Annotated in this window: 18 protein-coding genes and 1 pseudogene; 13 read left to right on the top strand and 6 right to left on the bottom strand. The window is 70.3% G+C overall.

Annotation, left to right across the window (positions count from 1 at the left end):
- The first annotated feature begins 10 nt into the window (after window positions 1-10).
- Complete coding sequence (locus AB0M47_RS23960) at window positions 11-1,324, top strand: MFS transporter (protein WP_363417699.1); 1,314 nt, start codon at window positions 11-13, stop codon at window positions 1,322-1,324.
- 19 nt (window positions 1,325-1,343) lie between these two features.
- Here the strand turns inward: AB0M47_RS23960 and AB0M47_RS23955 are convergent, their stop codons facing one another.
- Both AB0M47_RS23955 and AB0M47_RS23950 read right to left on the bottom strand, forming a co-directional pair.
- Window positions 1,344-2,141: a sugar phosphate isomerase/epimerase gene (locus AB0M47_RS23955; RefSeq protein WP_363417696.1), complete on the bottom strand. Its 798-nt coding sequence runs from the start codon at window positions 2,139-2,141 to the stop codon at window positions 1,344-1,346.
- A gap of 51 nt (window positions 2,142-2,192) precedes the next feature.
- Window positions 2,193-2,963 (bottom strand): hypothetical protein, encoded by a 771-nt coding sequence (locus tag AB0M47_RS23950; protein ID WP_253763791.1) that lies wholly within the window; start codon window positions 2,961-2,963, stop codon window positions 2,193-2,195.
- Between the two features lie 103 nt (window positions 2,964-3,066).
- Here AB0M47_RS23950 and AB0M47_RS23945 point away from each other — a divergent pair, with 103 nt between their 5' ends.
- Together AB0M47_RS23945 and AB0M47_RS23940 are read left to right on the top strand one after the other, a co-directional pair.
- The gene (locus tag AB0M47_RS23945) at window positions 3,067-3,987 is read left to right on the top strand and encodes a Ppx/GppA phosphatase family protein (RefSeq protein WP_363417693.1); all 921 of its coding nucleotides are present in this window, start codon (window positions 3,067-3,069) and stop codon (window positions 3,985-3,987) included.
- Between the two features lie 84 nt (window positions 3,988-4,071).
- Window positions 4,072-6,396 carry a cellulose binding domain-containing protein gene (locus tag AB0M47_RS23940; protein WP_363417690.1) on the top strand — a complete coding sequence of 775 codons (2,325 nt, stop codon included), beginning with the start codon at window positions 4,072-4,074 and terminating at the stop codon, window positions 6,394-6,396.
- On the opposite strand, the gene AB0M47_RS23935 is transcribed toward AB0M47_RS23940, so the two are convergent.
- Genes AB0M47_RS23935 through AB0M47_RS23925 form a run of 3 tightly spaced genes read right to left on the bottom strand, consistent with a single transcriptional unit; the run spans window position 6,393 to window position 9,770 of the window.
- Complete coding sequence (locus AB0M47_RS23935) at window positions 6,393-7,916, bottom strand: hypothetical protein (RefSeq protein WP_363417687.1); 1,524 nt, start codon at window positions 7,914-7,916, stop codon at window positions 6,393-6,395. The genes AB0M47_RS23940 and AB0M47_RS23935 overlap by 4 nt on opposite strands.
- A 25-nt stretch (window positions 7,917-7,941) precedes the next feature.
- Window positions 7,942-8,625 (bottom strand): response regulator transcription factor, encoded by a 684-nt coding sequence (locus AB0M47_RS23930; protein ID WP_253759892.1) that lies wholly within the window; start codon window positions 8,623-8,625, stop codon window positions 7,942-7,944.
- 38 nt (window positions 8,626-8,663) lie between these two features.
- Window positions 8,664-9,770: an ATP-binding protein gene (locus AB0M47_RS23925; RefSeq protein ID WP_363417684.1), complete on the bottom strand. Its 1,107-nt coding sequence runs from the start codon at window positions 9,768-9,770 to the stop codon at window positions 8,664-8,666.
- 178 nt (window positions 9,771-9,948) lie between these two features.
- Here AB0M47_RS23925 and phoU point away from each other — a divergent pair, with 178 nt between their 5' ends.
- Window positions 9,949-10,635, top strand: a complete 687-nt coding sequence (gene phoU / locus AB0M47_RS23920; protein WP_363417681.1) for a phosphate signaling complex protein PhoU — start codon at window positions 9,949-9,951, stop codon at window positions 10,633-10,635.
- A 41-nt stretch (window positions 10,636-10,676) separates the two neighbouring features.
- Here the strand turns inward: phoU and AB0M47_RS23915 are convergent, their stop codons facing one another.
- Window positions 10,677-11,597 carry a proline dehydrogenase family protein gene (locus AB0M47_RS23915; RefSeq protein WP_363417678.1) on the bottom strand — a complete coding sequence of 307 codons (921 nt, stop codon included), beginning with the start codon at window positions 11,595-11,597 and terminating at the stop codon, window positions 10,677-10,679.
- 120 nt (window positions 11,598-11,717) lie between these two features.
- Between AB0M47_RS23915 and AB0M47_RS23910 the strand changes: the two genes are divergently transcribed.
- The 9 genes and pseudogenes from AB0M47_RS23910 (at window position 11,718) to AB0M47_RS23870 (ending at window position 20,306) form a co-directional block, all read left to right on the top strand.
- The gene (locus tag AB0M47_RS23910) at window positions 11,718-12,305 is read left to right on the top strand and encodes a CGNR zinc finger domain-containing protein (protein ID WP_363417675.1); all 588 of its coding nucleotides are present in this window, start codon (window positions 11,718-11,720) and stop codon (window positions 12,303-12,305) included.
- A gap of 212 nt (window positions 12,306-12,517) precedes the next feature.
- Complete coding sequence (locus AB0M47_RS23905; RefSeq protein ID WP_363417673.1) at window positions 12,518-14,317, top strand: hypothetical protein; 1,800 nt, start codon at window positions 12,518-12,520, stop codon at window positions 14,315-14,317.
- A gap of 51 nt (window positions 14,318-14,368) precedes the next feature.
- On the top strand, window positions 14,369-15,691 hold the full coding sequence (locus AB0M47_RS23900; protein ID WP_363417670.1) for an efflux RND transporter periplasmic adaptor subunit: 1,323 nt from the start codon (window positions 14,369-14,371) through the stop codon (window positions 15,689-15,691).
- An 11-nt stretch (window positions 15,692-15,702) separates the two neighbouring features.
- Window positions 15,703-16,377, top strand: a pseudogene (locus AB0M47_RS23895) (ABC transporter ATP-binding protein); the annotation flags it as partial.
- 14 nt (window positions 16,378-16,391) lie between these two features.
- On the top strand, window positions 16,392-17,576 hold the full coding sequence (locus AB0M47_RS23890; RefSeq protein WP_253759906.1) for an ABC transporter permease: 1,185 nt from the start codon (window positions 16,392-16,394) through the stop codon (window positions 17,574-17,576).
- A gap of 230 nt (window positions 17,577-17,806) precedes the next feature.
- The gene (locus AB0M47_RS23885; RefSeq protein ID WP_363417665.1) at window positions 17,807-18,022 is read left to right on the top strand and encodes a helix-turn-helix domain-containing protein; all 216 of its coding nucleotides are present in this window, start codon (window positions 17,807-17,809) and stop codon (window positions 18,020-18,022) included.
- Window positions 18,023-18,187: 165 nt separating this feature from the next.
- Entirely contained in the window at window positions 18,188-18,289 is a 102-nt protein-coding gene (locus tag AB0M47_RS23880; protein ID WP_007465623.1) for an AURKAIP1/COX24 domain-containing protein, read from the top strand.
- Window positions 18,290-18,380: 91 nt separating this feature from the next.
- On the top strand, window positions 18,381-19,433 hold the full coding sequence (locus tag AB0M47_RS23875; protein ID WP_363417661.1) for an NAD-dependent epimerase/dehydratase family protein: 1,053 nt from the start codon (window positions 18,381-18,383) through the stop codon (window positions 19,431-19,433).
- Window positions 19,434-20,306 carry a lysophospholipid acyltransferase family protein gene (locus AB0M47_RS23870; protein WP_363417658.1) on the top strand — a complete coding sequence of 291 codons (873 nt, stop codon included), beginning with the start codon at window positions 19,434-19,436 and terminating at the stop codon, window positions 20,304-20,306.
- Window positions 20,307-20,320 lie beyond the last annotated feature (14 nt).

Genomic DNA, 20,320 nt, shown 5'->3' with positions numbered 1-20,320 from the left:
ATTTCGCGTCTTGTTCTCTCGCTTCTGGTCGCAGACCGCCGGAGGACTGCCTCGTGTCTTCTGGACGCTCTGGTCGGCGATCCTCGTCAACCGGATCGGCGCCTTCGGCATGCTGTTCCTCCCGCTCTACCTCAGCGCCGGGCGTGGGCTCTCGCTCACCGCGGCGGGCCTGGTCACCGCCGGGTACGGCATCGGCGGCGCGGGCGGCAGCCTGATCGGCGGCGTACTGGCCGACAGCTGGGGCCGCCGCGCCACCATGGTCACCGCGAACGGCATCGCCGCCGCGTTGATGCTTGCCCTCGCGTTCGCTCAGCCGCTGTGGCTCATCGCCGGGCTGACCCTGTTCATCGGGATCTTCCACTCGATGCCCGGCCCGGCGACCGTCGCGGCCATCATCGACATCGTTCCCGAGGAATCCCGGTCCCGCGCGTTCAACCTCCAGTTCTGGGCGTTCAATCTGGGCATGGCGATCGCCTCCGCGCTCGCCGGCGTGATCGCCGAGGTCGGCTTCTTCTTCCTCTTCGCCCTGGACGCGGCGACCACCGCGATCACGGCGTACGTGCTCTTCCGGTATGTGCCGGAGACGCTGATGCTGCGGCAGGGCCGCCCGTCCCGGCCGTGGGCGACCCGGCCCTGGCCGGCCCGCCCGATCGGCTCCCGGCCACACCCGGCCAGTGGGCAGGTCAAGCGCTCGGCCACCCCGGGCGGCCTCGGCACGGCGCTCACCGACCCGATCTTCATGGCGTTCGTCGGGCTGACCTTCATCGCGGCGATCCTCAACTCGCAGACCTCGATCCTGCAGCTCGCCATGAACGCCGACGGCCTCTCGCCGGCGGCGTACGGGATCGTGGCAGCCGTGCCGGGCCTGCTGATCGTCCTCGGCCAGCTCTTCGTGCCCCGGCTCATCCAAGGCCGGCTGAAGGGCCGAGTCCTCGCGGTGTCGCTGGCCGTCTCCGGGATCGGCTACTTCACGCTCACCTTCGCCGACGTCTTCGGGGCGTACCTGATGGCGGCGGCGATCTGGACCCTCGGCTCGATGATCGCCGCCCCGCCGAACGCCGAAGTCATCGCCGAACTCGCCCCGGCCCGGCTGCGCGCCCGCTACCAGGCGGTCTTCTTCCTGACCTTCCCGGCGGCCGGGTTCGTCGCCCCGGCGGTCGGCGGCTGGTCGCTGGAGCACCTCGGGGACGTGCACTGGGTTCTCATCGGCGTACTCGGCCTCGCGGCCGCTGCCGGGCACCTGCTCGCCAGCCGGCCGCGGGAACGCCGGGTCGCGCGGCTGCTGGCTGCGCCCGCCGCCCTCCCCACCAACGCCACCGTCTAACCCACCCCCTCCCTAGGGGTTAGAGGGGGGCGGGGGTGGTGAGGTGTTGGCGGGCGAAGGTCAGCGCCTCGGCCAGCAGCTCTTCGCGTTCGGCTCGGCTGGCCGAGCGCCGGGTCGCGACCTCCACCGCGATGGACCCGGTGAAGCCGCGTTCGGCCAGCGACGACAACAGTTCCGCGCAGGGTTGCTTGCCCCGGCCGGGGACGAGGTGTTCGTCGCGGCCTTCGCCGGTGCCGTCGCCTAGGTGGATGTGGGCCAGGCCGGCGCCCATCGCGTCGGCCATCGCGAGCGAGTCCATCTTGGCCGCCGCGCAATGCGAAACGTCCAATGTGTACGCCGCGTACCCGGTGCGGGTGGGGTCCCAGCCGGGGGAGTAGGGGACGAACTCCCGCCGGGCCATGCGGACGGGGTACATGTTCTCGACGGCGAACCGGATCTGCGGGTAGCGCTCGTTCAGCAGCCGCAGCCCCGACTCGAACGTACGCGCGTACTCCCGTTGCCAGGTGAACGGCGGGTGCACCACGACGGTGTCGGCTTCCAGCGTCTCCGCCAACGCCGCCGCGCGCCGGAGGCGTACCCAGGGGTCACTGGACCAGACCCGCTGGGTGACCAGGAGGCAGGGCGCGTGGATGGACCCCACGCGGACCCCGTAGTGCGCGGCGAGGCCGCGCAGCGCCCCGGCGTCCTGGCTGACCGCGTCGGTCCAGACCATGACCTCCACGCCGTCGTATCCGAGTGCGGCCGCCAGCTCGAACGCGGCGGCGGTGGGCTCGGGAAATACGGACGAACTGGAGAGGAGCACCGGAACTCTGGGCATGCCTCCTAGGCTAGCCCGGTTCACGAAATGTGCCGGGAAGCCGAGCGCTGCTCAGCCGGCCGGATGCGGTGCGACCAGGCCTTTCTTCGCGCGGGCCGCACACAGCCGAGCCAGCTCGTCGTACGCGGGCTGCCCGATGAGCGCGATCAACTCCGGCGCGTAGGAGACGTAGACCGGGGTGCGATCGACCCGGGCGTCCGGCGACGAGGTGCACCACCAGTGCAGGTCGTGCCCGCCCGCGCCCCAGCCGCGCCGGTCGAACTCCGTGATGCTGGTGATCAGCACCTTGGTGCCGTCCGGGCGTTTGTGCCACTTCTGATCGCGGCGGATCGGGAGCTGCCAGCAGACGTCGGGCTTGTACTCCAACGGGTGAACGCCGTCCCGCAGCGCCTGGCCGTGCAGCGCGCAACCGCCGCCACCGGGGAAGTCGGCGTCGTTGAGGAAGACGCACGGGCCGTCCTCACTCTGGGTCGCCGTACGCCGGGCGGGCTCCTCGTCGTTCAGCTCGTCGAGTTCCGTCCAGTTCTTGAAGCCCTTGCGGTAGTGCTGCCATGTCTCCGGGGTCAGCTTCCGGACGGCGGACTTCACGCGGCGGATGTCGTCGGCGTCGGTCAGGAACGCGCCGTGCGAGCAGCAGCCCTCGATCGCACGGTCCTTGATGATGCCGTGGCAGCCCTTGCCGTAGACGCAACTCCACCGGCTCAGCAGCCAGGTGAGGTCGGCCCGGATGAGCTGCGTGTCGTCGGCGGGGTCGGCGAACTCCACCCACTCACGCGGGAAGTCCAGCCCCACCTCGCGGTCGCGGGGGTTCACCGGCGTCACCGGCAAGGTCTTGCGCGGCGCGGGCGCGCCTTGGCGCTGGGTGGTTTCGCTGATAGACACACACCCAGACTACGGCGACGCGCGTCCCCGGTACGGTATTCCCGTGCGTCTGGGCGTGCTCGATGTCGGATCCAACACGGTGCATCTGCTGGTCGTGGATGCCTACCACGGAGCTCATCCGTGGCCGGCCCACTCGGAGAAGGCGGTGCTGCGCCTGGCCGAGCAACTCGGCCCGGACGGCTCGCTCACTCCAGCGGGGGAACAGGCCCTGCTCACCGCGGTCCGCGACGCCCGCCTGGCCGCGGATCGGCTCGGCGTCGACGAACTGCTGGCCTTCGCGACCTCGGCGGTACGCGACGCGCGCAACTCCTCACAAGTGCTGGCGCGCGTGCGCGCGGAGACCGGAGTGGAGTTGCGAGTCCTGTCCGGCGCGGACGAGGCCCGGCTGACCTTCCTCGCCGTACGCCGCTGGTTCGGCTGGTCGGCGGGGCGGCTCGCCGTCCTCGACATCGGCGGGGGTTCGCTGGAGATCGCGGCCGGCATCGACGAGGAGCCGACCTTCGCCGTCTCGCTTCCGTTGGGGGCCGGGCGGATCACCCGCGATCGGCTTGCCGGGGATCCGCCGGCCGCGTACGTCATCGACGAGGTGCGGGCGTATGTGGCGGCGACGATGGAGGAGTTGGACGTCTCCCGGCTGGAAGGGTTCGATCGGGCCGCGGCGACGTCGAAGACGTTCCGGTCGCTGGCCCGGCTCGCCGGGGCCGCCCCGAGTGGTAGGGGGCTCTGGGCACCCCGGTCGTTGACGCGCACGGGGTTGAAGCAGGTCCTGGGCTTCATCCGGCGGATGCCCGCCGACGCCATCGCCGAACTCGACGGGGTCAGCCCGCAGCGGTCGCACCAGGTGCTCGCCGGGGCGATCGTGGCGCTCGCCGCGATGGATCGGCTCGACCTCGACGCCGTCGACATCTGCCCGTGGGCGCTCCGCGAGGGCGTCATCCTCCGCCAGCTCGACCTCTCGACGTAAGCGACCGTGTTCACGGATGTGGACGGCATGCCATATTCCGAACGGTCGTTGACTGTATGGACAGTGTTCCATTAACTGTCTTTTATGATGGACGCCCACCGATCTCTTGCCGGCGCGCTCGCTGCCGCCTTGACGGCCACCACGCTCCTGTCCGTCGCCCTGCTGACCCGCTCGGTCGTCGCCGACGAAGCCGCCGACCAAGCCGTCCCGCCCGGAGCCGCCCGCACCGGGCTCGATCTGTCCAGCGCCAATCGGCGTACGCCGGTCGCCGGGCTCTATGACTGGAGCAAGGCCGGGTATCGCAACGGGGCGAACCTGCCCGGCGCCAGCGAAGTGAATCCCGACGCCGCCTGCCAGATCACGCCGGCTGAACTCGCCACCCAGTACGCCGTGCGCCCGGACGACGGCGTGGACGACACGACCGGTCTCCAATCCGCGATCGACTTTGTGCGTACCACTTGCTCCGCGACCGCGAGTCTCACGAAGCTGTCGCTGATCACGCTGCCCGCAGGCGTCGTGAAGGTGACCCGCCAACTGGGCGTGGACGCGGACTATCTGATCGTGCGCGGGGCCGGCAACGACCCGGCGACCGGGACCCGCCTGGTCTTCGAGCCGGACGCGAACACGCGCTACGACACGCTGACCGACGACGGTTCGGACTGGGACGAGGACGGCATGGTGTCGGGGCAGGGCAAGGGCGGCTGGCTCTGGCCTGGCCGTGGCCTGTTCCGGGTGCAGTCGCGTCAGGTGCACAGCGCCTACGCGAGCGACTACGCCGCCGCGCCCGCCAACCGGAAGGACATTTTCGAGGGCACGGTCAACGTGCACTGGAAGGCCGGGCAGAAGCTGGCCGCCAAGCCGGGCGAGACCGCCTACGCCGCGCGCACCGGCGATTCCGTGGTCTACGTCGCGAGCCTGACCGGGCTGACCGCCGGGACGATGGTGAACATCCGGGCCGCCAACTCGGTGAAGTTCTACAACTCGCAGAACGTCTTCGACACGGCGCTGATGAGCAACCTGCACATGCGGCAACAGATCTTCACGATCACCGCCGTGAACTCGTCGGCGAAGTCGATCACCCTGGACAAGCCGGTGGAGTACGACGTCCCGATCACCTCCACGTCGGACGGCTCCGCCGCTATCGGCGGCACGGTGTACGACTCGAAGGCCGCGCCATTGGTCGATCCGGTCGTCGGCGTCGGTTTCGAGAACCTCTACCTGACCCAGGCCGAGCCCGGTCTGTCCGCGGCCGACGCCGTCCACAACTACGGGAACATGGATCCGGCCGGAGAGATGCACGGGATCGTCTTCAAATGGGCGGCGAACTCCTGGGTACGCGGCATCCGTACGTCGATGACCGGCTCGCATCCGATCGTCACCGAGGAGGCAGCCCATCTCACCATTGTGGACAACTATCTCGACGGCGCCTGGAACAAAGGCAAGGGCGGCAACGGCTACTTCCGCGGTTCCCGGGTGTGGGACTCGGTCTATGCCGGCAACACCAGTCGCAATCTGCGCCACTTCACCTTCCAGTGGTCCGCCTCGGGCAACGTCGCGATCGGCAACGACACCGACTCCGACTTCAATCTCCACGGCGGGTGGGAACGCAACAACCTGATCGAGCTGAACACCGTGACCGTCCCCTACGCCCACCGATCGGCCAACTGCCGGGCGAACTGCGGCGAGGAAGGCGGTGGCGGTCCCGACGACTCGAACTGGTTCCCGATCTGGTGGGCGGCCGGGCAGAAAGCGGTCAAGTGGTCGGGTTCGTCCGGACCGCGCAACGTCTTCTTCAGCAACACCATGACCAAGCAACTCGGCTCGGACACCGCGCCCTACACGGCGTATTACGCCGATCACACTCGGATCTACCAATTCGGGTGGTCCGGATCCGCGTGGCAGCATCTGGACGTGGGCGGCACGCCGATCACCGACTGGGCCGACCACGAGCAGGCCGACTACACCAACGGCCACGGCGTCGACGCTTCGCGTACCGATGCGGGCCCGTCGTTGTTCCTGCTCTCCCTCACTGGTACGCCCAGCGCATCACCGTCGCCGTCCAGTGCGTCCCCGTCCCCGTCGTCCGCCTCGCCGTCGCCGTCGCCGTCCGGGGTGGTGGGGCTGCGCTGCGCGTTCGCCCAGACCTCGGTCTGGAGCAGCGGTTACGGCGGGCAGGTGACCGTCTACAACGACGGGACGGCGACCGTGCCGGCGTGGACGGCCGAGTTCGACCTGCCGACCGGGACGAGCATCAGTTCGATGTGGCGCGCGACGTACGCCAAGACGGGAAACCACTACGTCGTGACACCGTTGGTCTACGCGGCGGACATCGCACCCGGCGGCTCGGAGTACTTCGGCTTCAACGCCGGCGGCCTCGGTACGCCGACCGGCCTGACCTGCCGCACCTAGCGGCGATTCGGCAGTTCCCCGGCCGGCAGGTAGAGGTGGTAGTCGGCCGCCGTCTCCACCGGCCGGTCGGGGAAGGCCGCGGCCAGCGTCGTGTCCAGCGGCGACCCGATCGGGGCGAGGTAGGTGACCACCCGCGCCGCGCCGACCTCGTCCCAGAACGGGTGATAGCGGTTGAGCCCTTCGGTCAGGTCGTCCCCGACGACGGCGCAGATCCGCTCCTCACCGGTCTGATAGGAGATCCAGTTGCAGGTCCAGTAGTCGGCGTACACGCGAGTCTGGTCGTGCGCCGCGAGCGCGGCGATCACCTTCGGCTGGTTCGCCGCCGCGGCTGAGTACACCGGCACGTGGACGGCCAGCGCGACCGTGGCGTACAGGGCCATCGCCACTCCGGCGGCCAGCGGGACGCCCGCGACGAGCCGTTGCCAGTTCGGCCGGGCGATAGCGGCTATGCCGCGCCAGAGCGGCTCCAGCCAGGCCGGCGTCGAGATCAGCAGGCAGCTCAGGTAGCGCGCGCTCTCGATCGGGGAGTCGCCGGCCGCCGAGTTCCGGGCGTACGAGACGACGGTGATCAGCGCCGCGACCGCCAGGGCCAGCCGCATCCCGCTTTCCGGCGTACGCGGGGACCGGTAGGCGAGCACGGCGGCGATGACGAGGAGGGCGGCGTACGCCGGACCCCACCACAGCTGCCAGCCGGCGCAGTGGCTCGGCGCGCACAGCCCGGTGCCCAGCGGTACGCCGATCAGCCCGCCGCCGTACAGCCGTTCACTCGCCGACGGATCGGTGCCGGTGGTCTGGAGGTGCCAGAACACGGCCAGGAAGCTCTTCGAGAACGTGCTGTGCAGGTCGTGCCAGATCAACGGGAACGCGCCGAGCAGCAGCCCGCCGGCCAGCGTCCAGCCCGCCCGGGAGGCCAGCTGCCGCCGGGCGAAGACGAGCAGCAGCACGGCCGCCGCGGCGAGGTAGGGCAACGGCAGCAGGTGATTCCAGACGATCAGCCCGGCGAGGAGGCCGATGCCGCCGGTCAGCCACGGCCGAGGCTTCTCGCTCCGGCTCACCGCCAGCACCCCCAGCAGCAGCGCGACCAGCATCGGCGAGGTCTCGGGATAGCCGCCCCCGGCGATGAGCTGGTTCTTCACGATCCGGTCGGAGCCCAGCGCCAGCAGGCCGACCGTCGCCGTCGCCAGCCACGGCGAGTAGACGCGGCGTACCAAGGCGTACATGAGGGGGAGGAAGAGCGCGAACAGCGCGAGCGTGGGCAGTCTCAGCGCGAGCGTGGTCGGGCCGAGCAGGCCGACGAACGGCGCCGCCAGGTACGCCTCGATCGTGCCCATGTAGTGCTGGCCGTAGAAGTAGACCGGGAAGTCCTCGCCACGCCAGATGTGCAGAGCGGCGAGGCCGATGGTGGCCTCGTCGCTGTTGGTGAGGGGTGCGTCACGCGCGGTCAGCCAAACCCGGAAACCGACGCCGAGTAGGCCGAGCGCGAACGCCACGAGGGCGGGACGTCTCCAGACCGGGGGCACCGAGGGAGCTTACCGGGCGGCTGGATCACGGCTCGAACTTGTAGCCCAGCCCGCGGACGGTGACGAGGTACCGGGGCGTCGACGGCTCCGGTTCGATCTTGGACCGCAGCCGCTTGACGTGCACGTCCAGGGTCTTGGTGTCGCCGACGTAGTCCGCGCCCCAGACGCGGTCGATGAGCTGACCCCGGGTCAGCACCCGGCCCGCGTTGCGCAGCAGCAGTTCGAGCAGCTCGAATTCCTTCAGCGGCAGCGGGACGGTGTCCCCGCCGACGGTGACGACGTGCCGTTCGACGTCCATGCGGACAGGCCCGGCGCTCAGCGTCGCGCCGACCGCGTCGACCGGCTCCTGCGAGCGGCGGCGCAGCACCGCACGGATGCGGGCGACCAGCTCTCGCGGGGAGTACGGCTTGGTCACGTAGTCGTCCGCGCCCAGCTCCAGCCCGACGACCTTGTCGATCTCGCTGTCGCGCGCGGTGACCATGATGATCGGAACGCCCGACCGGGCCCGCAGCTGGCGGCAGACCTCGGTCCCGGACATCTCCGGGAGCATCAGGTCGAGCAGGACGATGTCGGCGCCGGAGCGGTCGAACTCGGTGAGCGCCGCCGTGCCGGTGGCCGCCACCGACACCTCGAAGCCCTCCTTGCGAAGCATGTAGGAGATGGCGTCCGAGAACGCCTCCTCATCCTCCACCACGAGTACTCGTGCCACGTGTTTCTCTCTTTCTCGGTGCTCAGTGAGTCTCATGCTCAGAACGGTTCGGACAGGGGCAGGCCGAACTCGTCCTCGGGCGGCCGGGCCGGCAGCCGCAGGGTGAACGTCGAACCGCCGCCGACGCGGCTGGAGACGTCGACGCGGCCGCCGTGGTTGGTCGCGATGTGCTTGACGATCGCGAGGCCCAGGCCGGTGCCGCCGGCCTCCCGGGACCGCGCCTTGTCGGAGCGGTAGAACCGTTCGAAGACCCGGTCGACCTCGTCGGGGGCGATGCCGATGCCCTCGTCGGCGACCTCGATCTCGATCTTCTCCTCGTCGCCCTGCACCGTCACGGAGACGGTCTTGCCCTCGTCGGAGTACGCGACGGCGTTCTCGATCAGGTTGCCCAGGGCGGTCGCGAGCTGGCTGTCGCTGCCGTACGCCTTCAGGTCGAGCCGGCCGCGTACGGCGATGTCGATCGACTTGGCCTGGGCGGCCGTCCGCGACCGGTCGACCGCCTCGGCGACGACCCATTCGATCTGGACCGGCTCCGGGTCAGGCAGCGGTTCGGCGCCCTGCAGCCGGGTCAGTTCGAGCAGCTCGGTGACGAGGGTGCCGAGGCGGACCGACTCCCGCTGCATCCGCAAGGCGAAGCGCCGGGTGGAGTCGACGTCGAGCTCGCCGTCGGTGGCGTCCAGGATCGCCTCGGCGAGCAGCTGCAACGCCCCGATCGGAGTCTTCAGCTCGTGGCTGACGTTGGCCACGAAGTCCCGGCGTACGCGGGCGACCCGGTGCGCGTCGGTGACGTCGAACGCCTCGACCGCGACGAGGCCGCCGCCGAGGGCGACCGCGCGGAGGCTGACCCCCATCGGTTCGACGTCGCTGCCCTCGGCGCCCCGGGGCAGGTCCAGCTCGACCTCACGGCGTACGCCGGTCCGCCGCACCTGGCCGGCGAGCGTACGCACGATGGGGTGGGCGACCGGGGTGCCCGGCTGGGCGCCCGCGCGGAGCAGGCCCATCGCTCGGGCGGCCGGGTTGGCCAAGGCGATCTGGTCGGAGTTGTCGAGGACGACGACGCCGACGCGCAGTGAGTCCAGGCTCTTGCGACCGAGCCCGGCGAGCGCGTCCACCTCTGGGGCGGCTGGCGAGCGGCGGAGGAACACGCTGGAACGATAGCCGGTTGTTTACCAGACTGAACAGAAAAAGCCGGGCAAAACGACCTGGTCAGGAGTCAAAGTTCACCTATGCGCGGTTCGGCGTTCACCGTTGTTCATCTGACGGTCGCCCGGCGCACCTAGCGTGGCCCCCGACCGACCAACAACCGACCCACAGGGACCTTAAATGCGAGAGTCGTTCGGCGCCGCCCTGCACGAGGTGGGCAACCTGCTCGTCTCCATGGCCGAGGCGGCCCGCACCCAGATGCGCCAGGCGACGTACGCGCTGCTCACCGCGGACAAGGAGGCGGCCGACCGGGTCGTCGCCCGGGACGCGGAGATCAACGAGCTGTACCGCCAGGTCGAGGAGCGGGTCCTGCGCCTGCTCGCCCAGCAGCAGCCGGTCGCCCGCGACCTGCGCATGGTGATCACCGCCCAGCACGTCGCGACCGACCTGGAGCGCATGGGCGACCTCGCCGACCACGTCGCGAAGACCGCGCTGCGCCGGCACCCGGCCGCCGCCGTCCCGGCCGAACTGGCCACCGTGATCGCGGAGATGGCCGAGGTCGCCGACCGCATCGCCGGCAAGATCACGCTGGTGCTGGCCCGCTACGACACCAAGCGCGCGGCCGAGCTGGAGCACGACGACGACGTGATGGACGCGCTGGAGCGCGACCTGTTCGCCGTCATCCTCGGCTCGTCCTGGCAGCACGGCGTGGAGGCGGCGATCGACGCGGCGCTGCTCGGCCGGTTCTACGAGCGGTACGCCGACCACGCGGTGAACGCGGGTCGCCACGTGATCTACCTCGTGACCGGCGAGATCGCCGACGGGCAGGCCTCGGACGAGGACCCGGAGCTGCCCGAGTCGCTCTGAAGCTCGGCTTTCTGGGAGTTCGGCTGCTTCTTGAAGCTCGGCTACTTCTTGCTGGCGAGCGCCCGTGCGAAGAACATCATGTTCGCCGGGCGCTCGGCCAGCCGCCGCATGAGGTAGCCGTACCACTCGGTGCCGTAGGGAACGTAAACGCGTACGTGGTAACCCTCCCGGACGAGCCGGCGCTGTTCTTCCGGGCGTACGCCGTAAAGAAGCTGGAACTCGAACTCGTCCGGGCCCCGGTCGAACCACCGGGCCCGGTCCTCGCCGATGGCGATCAGCCGCGGGTCGTGGGTGGCCAGCATCGGGTAACCCTGCCCGGCCATGAGCACGTTCATGCAGCGTACGTAGGACTTGTCGACGTCCAGCGCGGACTGATAGGCCACGTGCTCCGGCTCGGAGTACGCACCCTTGCAGAGCCGGACGCGGGAGCCCGCGGTGGCCAGCTCACGGCAGTCCTGCTCGGTACGCCGCAGGTACGACTGGACCACCGCGCCGGTGCTCGGATAGTCCTTGCGCAGGCTGTTCAGGATGGTCAGCGTCGAGTCGGCGGTGGTGTGGTCCTCCATGTCCAGGGTGACCGTCGTGCCCGCCTCGGACGCGGCCGCGCAGATCGCGCGCGCGTTCGTCTCGGCGAGATCCTCGTCGAACGCCTGCCCGAGGGCGGAGAGCTTCACGCTGACCTCGGCGACTCCGGTCAGCCCCGCCTCGCGCAGCGCGGCGAGCAGCGTCAGATATTCGTCCCGGGTGGCGCTCGCCTGCTCCGGCGTCAGCGTGTCCTCGCCGAGGTGGTCCAGCGTGGTCCGGAGCCCGGAGTCGGCCAGCTCCCCGGTCACCCGCAGGGCGTCGGGCGTACCGGTGCCGGCGACGAACCGCCTGACCACGTCCCGGCTCACCGGCGCGGAGCCGACGAACTTCTCGACCTTGCCGGACCGCGACGCTGCGAGAATGACCGACCTGAGCATGTCAGCAGCGTATCTCCGATTCGGCGATGAGGTCGGATGTGAGGTACGTCCCGTCCGTCGGAAACGGTTCCGGTAAACCTCGGCACACCACTTCCGTCAAGATTGCTCTACCTTTGTCGGGTGGACTTCGATGCGTACGCCAAGACCGCCGTTGACCTGGTCAATGTCCGGCTTGACACCCTCGACGACCTTCGTGCCCTTTTTGCGGACGACCGGGAGTGGATGCGGGAGTCGGTCGCCGATAAGGAGATGGCGGTCTTCCGGCGGGCTCAACGGAAGCTCCGCGACGTCTTCGAGGCCGGCGCGGCCGGCCGCGACGGCGACGCTGTGGCCGAACTGAACGTGCTCCTGGAGACCTTCCCGGTCCAGCCGCGGATCTCGGGTCACGACGCCGGGGACTGGCACATGCACGTCACCAGCCGGGGCGCCTCCGCCTCCGCCGAGTACCTGGCCGGTGCGGCCTGGGGGCTGGGCGTCTGGCTCTGCGAGTTCGGCAGCGCCCGGTTCGGGGTCTGCGCCGACGAGCGGTGCGGCAACGTCTACCTCGACACCTCTTCCAACAACTGCCGCCGGTTCTGCTCCGAGCGCTGCGCGACGCGGTCGCACGTGGCCGCGCATCGGGCGCGGAAGAAGGCGGCCGTCGACGAGGTGGCGGCGCTGCCCAGCACTGCCGTCGCGCCGAAGGCTCCCGTCCCCGTCGGACGCTGACCCGCTCGCTCACGCTCGCGCGCCGACCTTCCTGATCATCGCGCGTTGACCTTCCTGATCATTGCGCCGGCCAGGCTGTTTCCGGGGACATCCCGCCTCGGGAAACCGCGTGACCGGCGCATTGATCAGGCCTGAGTGGGCACTGAGAGGTCGCCTGGATCGGCCGAAAGGACGATCCGCGCTCGGCTGGTCGTCCAGTAGCGTTGCGGCCCGTGCACCCCGGGGACCCCTCGCAGCCTGATCCGCAGCCCGCCGACTCGCAGTTCGCCGACTCGCAGCCGCCGACGCAACCGATCCCGCCGCAGCATCCCTACCCCGGGCTGAATCAGTCCTATCCGGGCACGCCCGGCTCGGTTCCGTCCGGCCCAGCCCCGTCCGGCCAGGTCCCGCCAGTGTGGAATCCGCAGATTCCCCAGCAACGGCAGGCCGGACAGCTCGGGGCGCCGGTGTACCCGCCGTCGGGTTACCCGACGTATCCGCCCGCGCCCGGGAATCCCGCTCCGCCTGCGTACCCGCCGGCGCCGGGGTATCCGCCCACGCCGGGGTATCAGCCCGCACCGGGGTATCCGCCCGCGCCGCCACAAGGTGCGCCGCCGGGCCTGCCACCGGCCTACCCGCCGGGATACTCGACGCCGCCGGGCTATCCGACGCAGCCCTGGCCGGGTGCGTACGCCCCGCCACCGCCCCCGCCCAAGCGACCGTGGTTCGGCCGGGTGGCCGTCCTGGCCGTCATCGTGGTGCTGATCGCCTGCGCCATCCCGGTCGTCGGCGTGGTGGCGTACGTCGCGACGCGGTCGACGGCGGATCCGCTGGTGCAGCCGACCGCGTCCACCGGGGTCACCTCGAAGGCCTCGCCGAAGGCGTCCCGGTCGCCGGCGCGTCGCCCGAATCCCGGCGACGCGCAGACCGTCTTCCAGAACTGGGCGCAGGACCGCGTGCAGGCGGCGCTGGACCAGCAGTCGGATGCACTGTTGCGCGGCGACCTCACCGGTTACGTGAAGGTGGTCGACCCGGCTAAGTCGACTCTCGTCGCCCAGCTCCGCAAGCAGTACGCCTCCCTGCGCAACATGAAGATCGGCGCGTGGGGCAACGACCTGCTGACCATCACCGCCAGCGGTGGCAAGGAGTTCGAGACCACCTGGCGCGTACGCGTCGACGGGCATCCCTGCTTCGGCGCAGTCACCTGCGACGACGACGACTTCTCGATGCTCACCACGTGGCGGCTGGCCGATCCGGACACCGCGCTGATGACCTCGCTGGAACCGGAGGACAGCGCGAACTCGCCCCGTCCGTGGGAGGCCAGCGATCTCATCGCGAAGGTCGGCGACCGGACCGTGGTGGCCACCACGAAGGCGTACGCGTCGCTGCTGGACAACGTCTGGACGCAGGCCGAGGCGGCGGCGAAGGTCGCCGACCGGCTGGCGTACCAGGGCAAGCCGCCGACCAAGTACGTGATCTTCTACGCCGGTCCGAGCGAATGGAAGACCTGGTACGACTGGGATCCGCCGGAATGGTCCGGCGGCGTGACCATCGAGGTCGGCGACGCCTCCAACATCGTGCTGAACGGCAAGGACCTCCAAGGCTGGTTCATCGACAACCTGCTGCGGCACGAGATGACCCACGCCGCGACGCTGCCCGGCGGCAGCCGCTCCCGGGCCTGGTGGCTGATCGAGGGCATCGCCGAGTACGCCGACATGGACGGCGCGTCGGTCAGCCGCTACAGCGCCATCGAGGAGACGAGGAAGTTCGTCGAGGGCTCCTGGGACGGCAAGGTGGCCGTGAGCGCACCGGGCGACAGCGACGGGGACGCGAAGGCGGCCGCCGCTTACGGGGTCGCCTTCCTGGCCGTACGCCACCTCGCCGAAAAGTACGGCGAGCAGCGGATGCGCGAGTTCTTCGACGCCGTGGTGCACGACCACAAGACGGAAGCCCAGGCCGCTCCGGCGATCTTCGGCGAGTCGTGGACCACAGTGGAGGCCGGCTGCGTGGAGTTCATCCGTTCCTCGGTGTGACCACCGTTCGCCCCGCTGTGAAACATGCTCGAGTTGACTACCATCACGCGAGTGCGGCGACCGATGGTGTTGGCAGGGGCGGTGACCGTCCTCGTGGCCTTGAGTGCCGCGTCCTGCGGCAACGACGACGAGGGCATCGCGACGGCGGAGGTGGGCCGGGCCGACGTCGTCGAGATCGTCGACGCGCCCGCCTCGGTGGTGGCGCGGGCGGCCGCGACGCTGACCGCGCCGGCCGAGGGCACGCTGGCCCGGCTCGCGGTCACGGCCGGTGATCAGGTCGCCAAGGGGCAGGTCGTGGCGGTCGTCGACTCGCCGACAGCCCAGCAGCGGCTGCGGGACGCGAAGAAGGCGCTGGATCTGGCGAAGCGGTCGACGGGCGGCGGCGGGGTCCGAGTGGACCTCAGCGGTTCGGCCAAACACCTCGACGAGGCCGCCGCCAAGGCGTTCGACCAGGCGCGGGCGGCGGTGGCGTACATCGCCGACCCGGCGCTGAAGAAGGCGCTGCTCGCTCAGGTCGACGCGGCCGAGCAGCAGTACGCCGCCGCGTCTAAGGCGGTGACCTCGGCGGTACGCGGTGTGCAGCGCGGTCTCCAGTCCATCGGCAGCGCCATGAGCGCCCTGGGCGCCGCCCAGAAACTTCAGGCGCAGCAGGCGTACGACCTGGCCAAGGCCACGGTGGACGCGCTGACCCTGCGTGCGCCGATCGCGGGCGTCGTCCAGCTCGGCGGCGCGAGCGCCCCGGCGACGAGCGGAATCGACCTGTCCTCCCTGTTGGGGGCGGCGGGCGGCGGGCAGACTCCGTCGACCGGTGGCACCGCATCGATCCCCGGCGTGTCGCAGACGGTCCCCGAGGGCGGCCTGGTGACGGCGGGCACGGCGATCCTCACCGTCGTCGACGTCAGCGAACTCGGTCTGGTGGCCGAGGTGGACGAGACCGACATCCTGCTGGTCAAGCCGGGGCTGGACGCCGAGGTCGAACTCGACGCCGCGACCGACGTCCGCTACCCGTCCCGGGTGGCCAGCATCGACGTGCTGCCGACGGCGAACGCGCGCGGTGGCGTGGCGTACCGGGTGCGGTTGACGCTCACCCCGCCGGCCGGCGCCCCGACGCCGCGGCCGGGCATGAACGCGGTCGCCCACCTGCGCGTACGCCAGGCGAACTCGGCCGTCGCGGTGCCGGCGGCCGCCGTCTTCACCGCCGAGGGCCAAGTCCTGACCTGGGTACGCGGCCCGGACGGCAAAGCCGAGCGGCGACCGGTGAGCGTCGGCGTCTCCGGCGAGGACCTGGTGCAGATCACCGACGGACTTCAGCCCGGCGACCGCGTGGTCGTCCGGGGTACGGACAAGGTCCATCCCGGAGACGAACTGCCGTGACGGCCGCCGAGGTGAGCCCGGCCGTCGCGGCGGTGAACATCGAGCGGACCTACGACCTGGGCGGAGTCACCGTTCCGGCGCTGCGGGGTGTCTCCTTCACCGTCGAGCGCGCCGCGTATGTGGCCATCGTCGGCCCGTCCGGCTCCGGCAAGTCGACGCTGATGCACCTGCTCGGCGGGCTGGATCGGCCCACGGCGGGCACCTTGCGGATCGACGGCCGCGACGTCGCCGCACTGACGCCCGCGGAACTCGCTCAGCTCCGCAACGAGACCATCGGCTTCGTCTTCCAGTCGTTCCACCTCCTTGCGCGTACCACCGCTTTGGACAATGTCGCGTTGCCGCTCGTCTATCGCGGCCTGAACGCCCGCGAGCGCCGGGCGCGGGCCCGCGAGATGCTGGCGCGCGTCGGCCTGGAGCACCGCGTGGATCATCGCCCGAACCAGCTGTCGGGCGGCGAGCAGCAGCGGGTGGCGATCGCGCGGGCGCTCGTGACCGAACCGACCGTGCTGCTGGCCGACGAGCCGACCGGCAACCTCGACACCACGACCGGACTAGCCGTGATGGAGCTGCTGGAGCGGCTGAACGCCGAGTCGAGCGCGGCCCTGGTCCTGGTCACCCACGACCGGGAGGTGGCCGCGCGGGCCAAACGCCGGATCCACATGCGGGACGGCGTCATCGAGGCGGACGAGGGCGGGGCGGCGTGAGGCTGGCGGAGGCGTGGCGGGTCGCGCTGGACGCGTTGCGGGCCAACCGGCTGCGCAGCGGCCTGACCATGCTGGGCATGGTGATCGGGGTCGCCGCGGTCGTGGTGCTGGTCGCGCTCGGCACCGGAACGAAGAACGAGGTCGAGTCGCAGGTCGAGGGGCTCGGCGCGAACCTGATGTTCGTGGTGCCCGGCAAGGTGGACTTCAACTCCGCGCCGACCGCGTCGCCGCTGGACACGGGCGATCTCAACGCGGTCATCCGGACGGTCGGCGACCGGGACCGGGTGACGGTGTCGCTCACCTCCGGCGAAACCGTGCGAGCCGGGCGCAACTCCACCTTCACCTCGGTGCTCGGCGTCATGGAGACCACCCCGAAGGTGTTCGTACGCACCCTGCACAGCGGGACGTACCTGGCGCGTACGGATGTCGACACCGGGCGGCGGGTCGCCGTGCTGGGCGCGAAGACGGCCCGGCTGCTGTTCGGCGACCGGGACGCGGTCGGCCGCCAGATCACGATCGCGGGCGTACGCTTCCGCGTCATCGGGGTCTTCGCGCCGCTCGGGCAGAGCCTCGGCGTCGACCGGGACACCGAGGTGCACATCCCGATCAGCACGGCGCAGCGGCTGTTCGGGACGAACCGGATCGACGCCTTCGCGATCAAGGCGCCGGACGCGGAGTCGGTCGGCCCACTCGGCGACCGGGTCCTGGCCGAACTGCGCAAACGTCACCCGGACACCGAGTTCAGCGCCGTCACCCAGGATCAGATCCTCGGTGTACTGGCGGACATCCTCGGCGTGCTGACGACCGTGCTCGCCGCGATCGCCGGGATCTCCCTGCTGGTCGGCGGAGTCGGCGTCTCCAACATCATGCTGGTGTCGGTCCGGGAACGGACCAAGGAGATCGGGCTGCGGAAGGCGGTCGGCGCGAAACCCCGCGACATCGGCGTGCAGTTCCTGCTGGAAGCGGTGCTGCTGACCACCATCGGCGGCGTACTCGGGATGGCGCTCGGCGTCGGCGCCTCGCTGATCACGGCGGCTCTCTCGCCGGTGCCCGCGACGGTCACGTGGTGGTCGCTCGCGCTCGCGTTCGGCGTATCGGCCGGCGTCGGGATCATCTTCGGCGTCGTGCCCGCGCAGCGAGCCGGGCGGCTCGACCCGGTAGTCGCCCTGCGCACTGAATAAGCCTTCGCGCGCCGGATGACCGTTTCGCGCTGTCTGGTTTAAGCCCCCGGATCACGGATCTGCGTCGAATCTTGGCCCAAGATTCGACCGCGATCCCTGATCCAATGCCTAGCAGTGGCCTAGCGGCGCCGTGATGGCGACAGGGGGTGTTCGGGCGATTACTGAAAGCTGTCGCGTTAGCCACATGAGCCCCGCTAACGTTCTACTTACACGCTGGATGGGGGAAAGGCATGAATTCGCGCGGGACGCCACAAGACAACGAGCTGGCGGAGGTGCGCTTCCTCACGGTCGCCGAGGTCGCGACGCTGATGCGGGTGTCGAAGATGACCGTCTATCGGCTGGTCCACTCCGGTGACCTGACCGCGGTCCGGGTCGGGCGCTCCTTCCGGGTGCCCGAGCACGCGGTCCACGAATACTTGAGGGGCGCGTTCTCCCAAGCCGCATGAGGATGACCGCCCGGTTTCACGAACACACATGCGTGCGGTTACCCTGGACAGCGGCTCCGGCCCCGTTCGCGCATTCGCGGACCGAGGGCGGAGCGAGATGTCCAACTTCCGCCGTGGCGCATACGCGCCGGGCGAAACCGAAGCATGTGATGAGAGGGCTGCCGTATGGGCTCCGTGGTCAAGAAGCGCCGCAAGCGCATGGCTAAGAAGAAGCACCGCAAGCTGCTGCGCAAGACCCGCGTCCAGCGTCGCCGTCTCGGCAAGTGACCCGCGCCGGCTCGCCGGCGTCTTGAAGCGGGTGCCTGAGCCCGGTGCGTTGCCGACCAGCAACGGCCGGGCTCGGCTTAGGTGGGGGAGCATGGCGACGAGACCCACGAGACCCGAGGTGGTCCTGGTCACCGGCGTGAGCCGGTTCCTCGGCGCGCGGATCGCGGCTACCCTCGCCACGCGTACCGGGGTCGGCCGGGTGATCGGGCTCGACTCGTTCGCACCTCAGGGCGAAGTCGAACACCTGCTCGCGGACAGCTCCGTCGAGGTCGTCCAGGCGGATCTGCGTGCCTCCGGCGAGGTCATCGCCGACCAGGGCGTCGAAGCCGTGGTGCACCTCGCCGTCATCTCCTCGCCCGATCAGGCGCGGGGTGGTCGCGCGGCGATGAAAGAGCAGAACGTCATCGGCACGATGCAGCTGCTCGCCGCCTGCCAGCAGGCCGATTCGCTGCGCCGGTTGGTGGTGCGGTCGTCGACCGCGGCGTACGGCGCGTCCTTCCGCGACCCCGCGGTCTTCACCGAGGACACCGAGCCGCGCGAGGTGCCGCGCGGCGGCTACGCCCGCGACATCCTCGACATCGAGAGCTACGTGCGCGGGTTCCGTCGCCGTCGGCCCGACGTCACCGCGACGGTCCTGCGCTTCGCTCCGTTCATCGGGGCCACCGCCGAGACCGCGCTGCTGCGCTACCTCGCCCGGCCCACCGTGCCGACCGTGCTCGGGCGCGATCCCCGGATGCAGTTCGTCCACGTGGACGACGCACTGGAGATCATCGAACGCTCGGTGCTGGAAAACCACCCGGGCACCTTCAATGTGGCCGGTCCCGGCGTCATTACGCTGTCGCAGGCCATCCGCCGCGCGGGTCGGATCGCGCTGCCGATCGTCGAGCAGGCCCTCGCGGTCAGCGCCGCGACCGGCCGCGGGCTCATCAGCAACGACCAGATCGACCTGTTCGTGCACGGCCGCGTCGTCGACACCACGCGCCTGGTCCGCGAGTTCGGCTTCACGCCGCGCTCCACTCCCGACGCCTTCGCGGACTTCGTCCGCACGCACCAGGCCGGCGCGCTGGTCACCCCCGAACGGCTGGCGGCGGCCGAGGAATCCTTCCTCGACATGATCCAACGGGTACGCCAGGAGGTGCGGTGAATGACCTCTCCTGAGAATCTGCCCGAGCAGGAAGACGTCTGGGATCGGCGGGTCGCCTCCGGGCTGTCCTTCCTGCGCCGCCGGTTGTCCGGGGCGTACGAGGTCGACGAGTTCGGCTTCGACGCGGAGCTGACCGAGGGTGTCTTCCACCCGATGCTGCGCCTGTTGCAGCGGGACTGGTTCCGGACCGAGATCCTCGGCGCGAAGCACATCCCGGTCGACAGCGGCGCGCTGCTCGTCGGCAACCACTCCGGCACCGTGGCGATGGACGCGCTGATGCTGTCGATCGCCTGCCACGACGAGTCGGAGGGCAACCGCCACCTGCGGCTGCTCGGCGCGGACTTCGTCTTCAAGCTGCCCGGCCTGAGTGAGCTGGCCCGCAAGTCGGGCGCGACGCTGGCCTGTACGCCGGACGCCGAGCGCCTGCTCTCGAGCGGCGAACTCGTCGGCGTCTTCCCCGAGGGGTTCAAGGGCGTCGGCAAGCCCTTCCGCGACCGTTACAAGCTGCAACGGTTCGGCCGAGGTGGCTTCGTGTCCGCCGCGCTGCGTACCGGGGTGCCGATCATCCCCGTCGCGATCGTGGGCGCGGAGGAGATCTACCCCCTGATCGGCAACATCAAGCCGCTGGCCCGGGTGCTGGGCGCGCCCTACTTCCCGGTGACGCCGACCTTCCCGTGGCTGGGACCGCTGGGCCTTGTCCCCTTGCCGAGCAAGTGGCTGATCGAGTTCGGCCAGCCGATCCCGACCGAGGATCTCGTCGACCAGGCGGACGATCCCATGGTCGTCTTCAACCTGGCCGACCAGGTTCGGGAGACCATCCAGGAGATGATCCACGGGCTGCTGGAGCGGCGGCCGGATCCCTTCGCCCAGTAAGCAGTAGCTTGTCT

It is taken from the genome of Hamadaea sp. NPDC051192 (assembly GCF_040682475.1).
GTDB lineage: Bacteria > Actinomycetota > Actinomycetes > Mycobacteriales > Micromonosporaceae > Hamadaea > Hamadaea flava.
This window is presented reverse-complemented; position numbering and strand designations above follow the sequence as displayed.

Excerpts from the sequence above, each read along its gene's own strand:
- AB0M47_RS23955 (WP_363417696.1), bottom strand. The coding sequence starts at position 2,141 with ATGCCCAGAGTTCCGGTGCTCCTCTCCAGTTCGTCCGTATTTCCCGAG.
- AB0M47_RS23880 (WP_007465623.1), top strand. The coding sequence starts at position 18,188 with ATGGGCTCCGTGGTCAAGAAGCGCCGCAAGCGCATGGCTAAGAAGAAG.
- AB0M47_RS23885 (WP_363417665.1), top strand. The coding sequence starts at position 17,807 with ATGAATTCGCGCGGGACGCCACAAGACAACGAGCTGGCGGAGGTGCGC.
- AB0M47_RS23915 (WP_363417678.1), bottom strand. The coding sequence starts at position 11,597 with ATGCTCAGGTCGGTCATTCTCGCAGCGTCGCGGTCCGGCAAGGTCGAG.
- phoU (WP_363417681.1), top strand. The coding sequence starts at position 9,949 with ATGCGAGAGTCGTTCGGCGCCGCCCTGCACGAGGTGGGCAACCTGCTC.
- AB0M47_RS23940 (WP_363417690.1), top strand. The coding sequence starts at position 4,072 with ATGATGGACGCCCACCGATCTCTTGCCGGCGCGCTCGCTGCCGCCTTG.
- AB0M47_RS23870 (WP_363417658.1), top strand. The coding sequence starts at position 19,434 with ATGACCTCTCCTGAGAATCTGCCCGAGCAGGAAGACGTCTGGGATCGG.
- AB0M47_RS23875 (WP_363417661.1), top strand. The coding sequence starts at position 18,381 with ATGGCGACGAGACCCACGAGACCCGAGGTGGTCCTGGTCACCGGCGTG.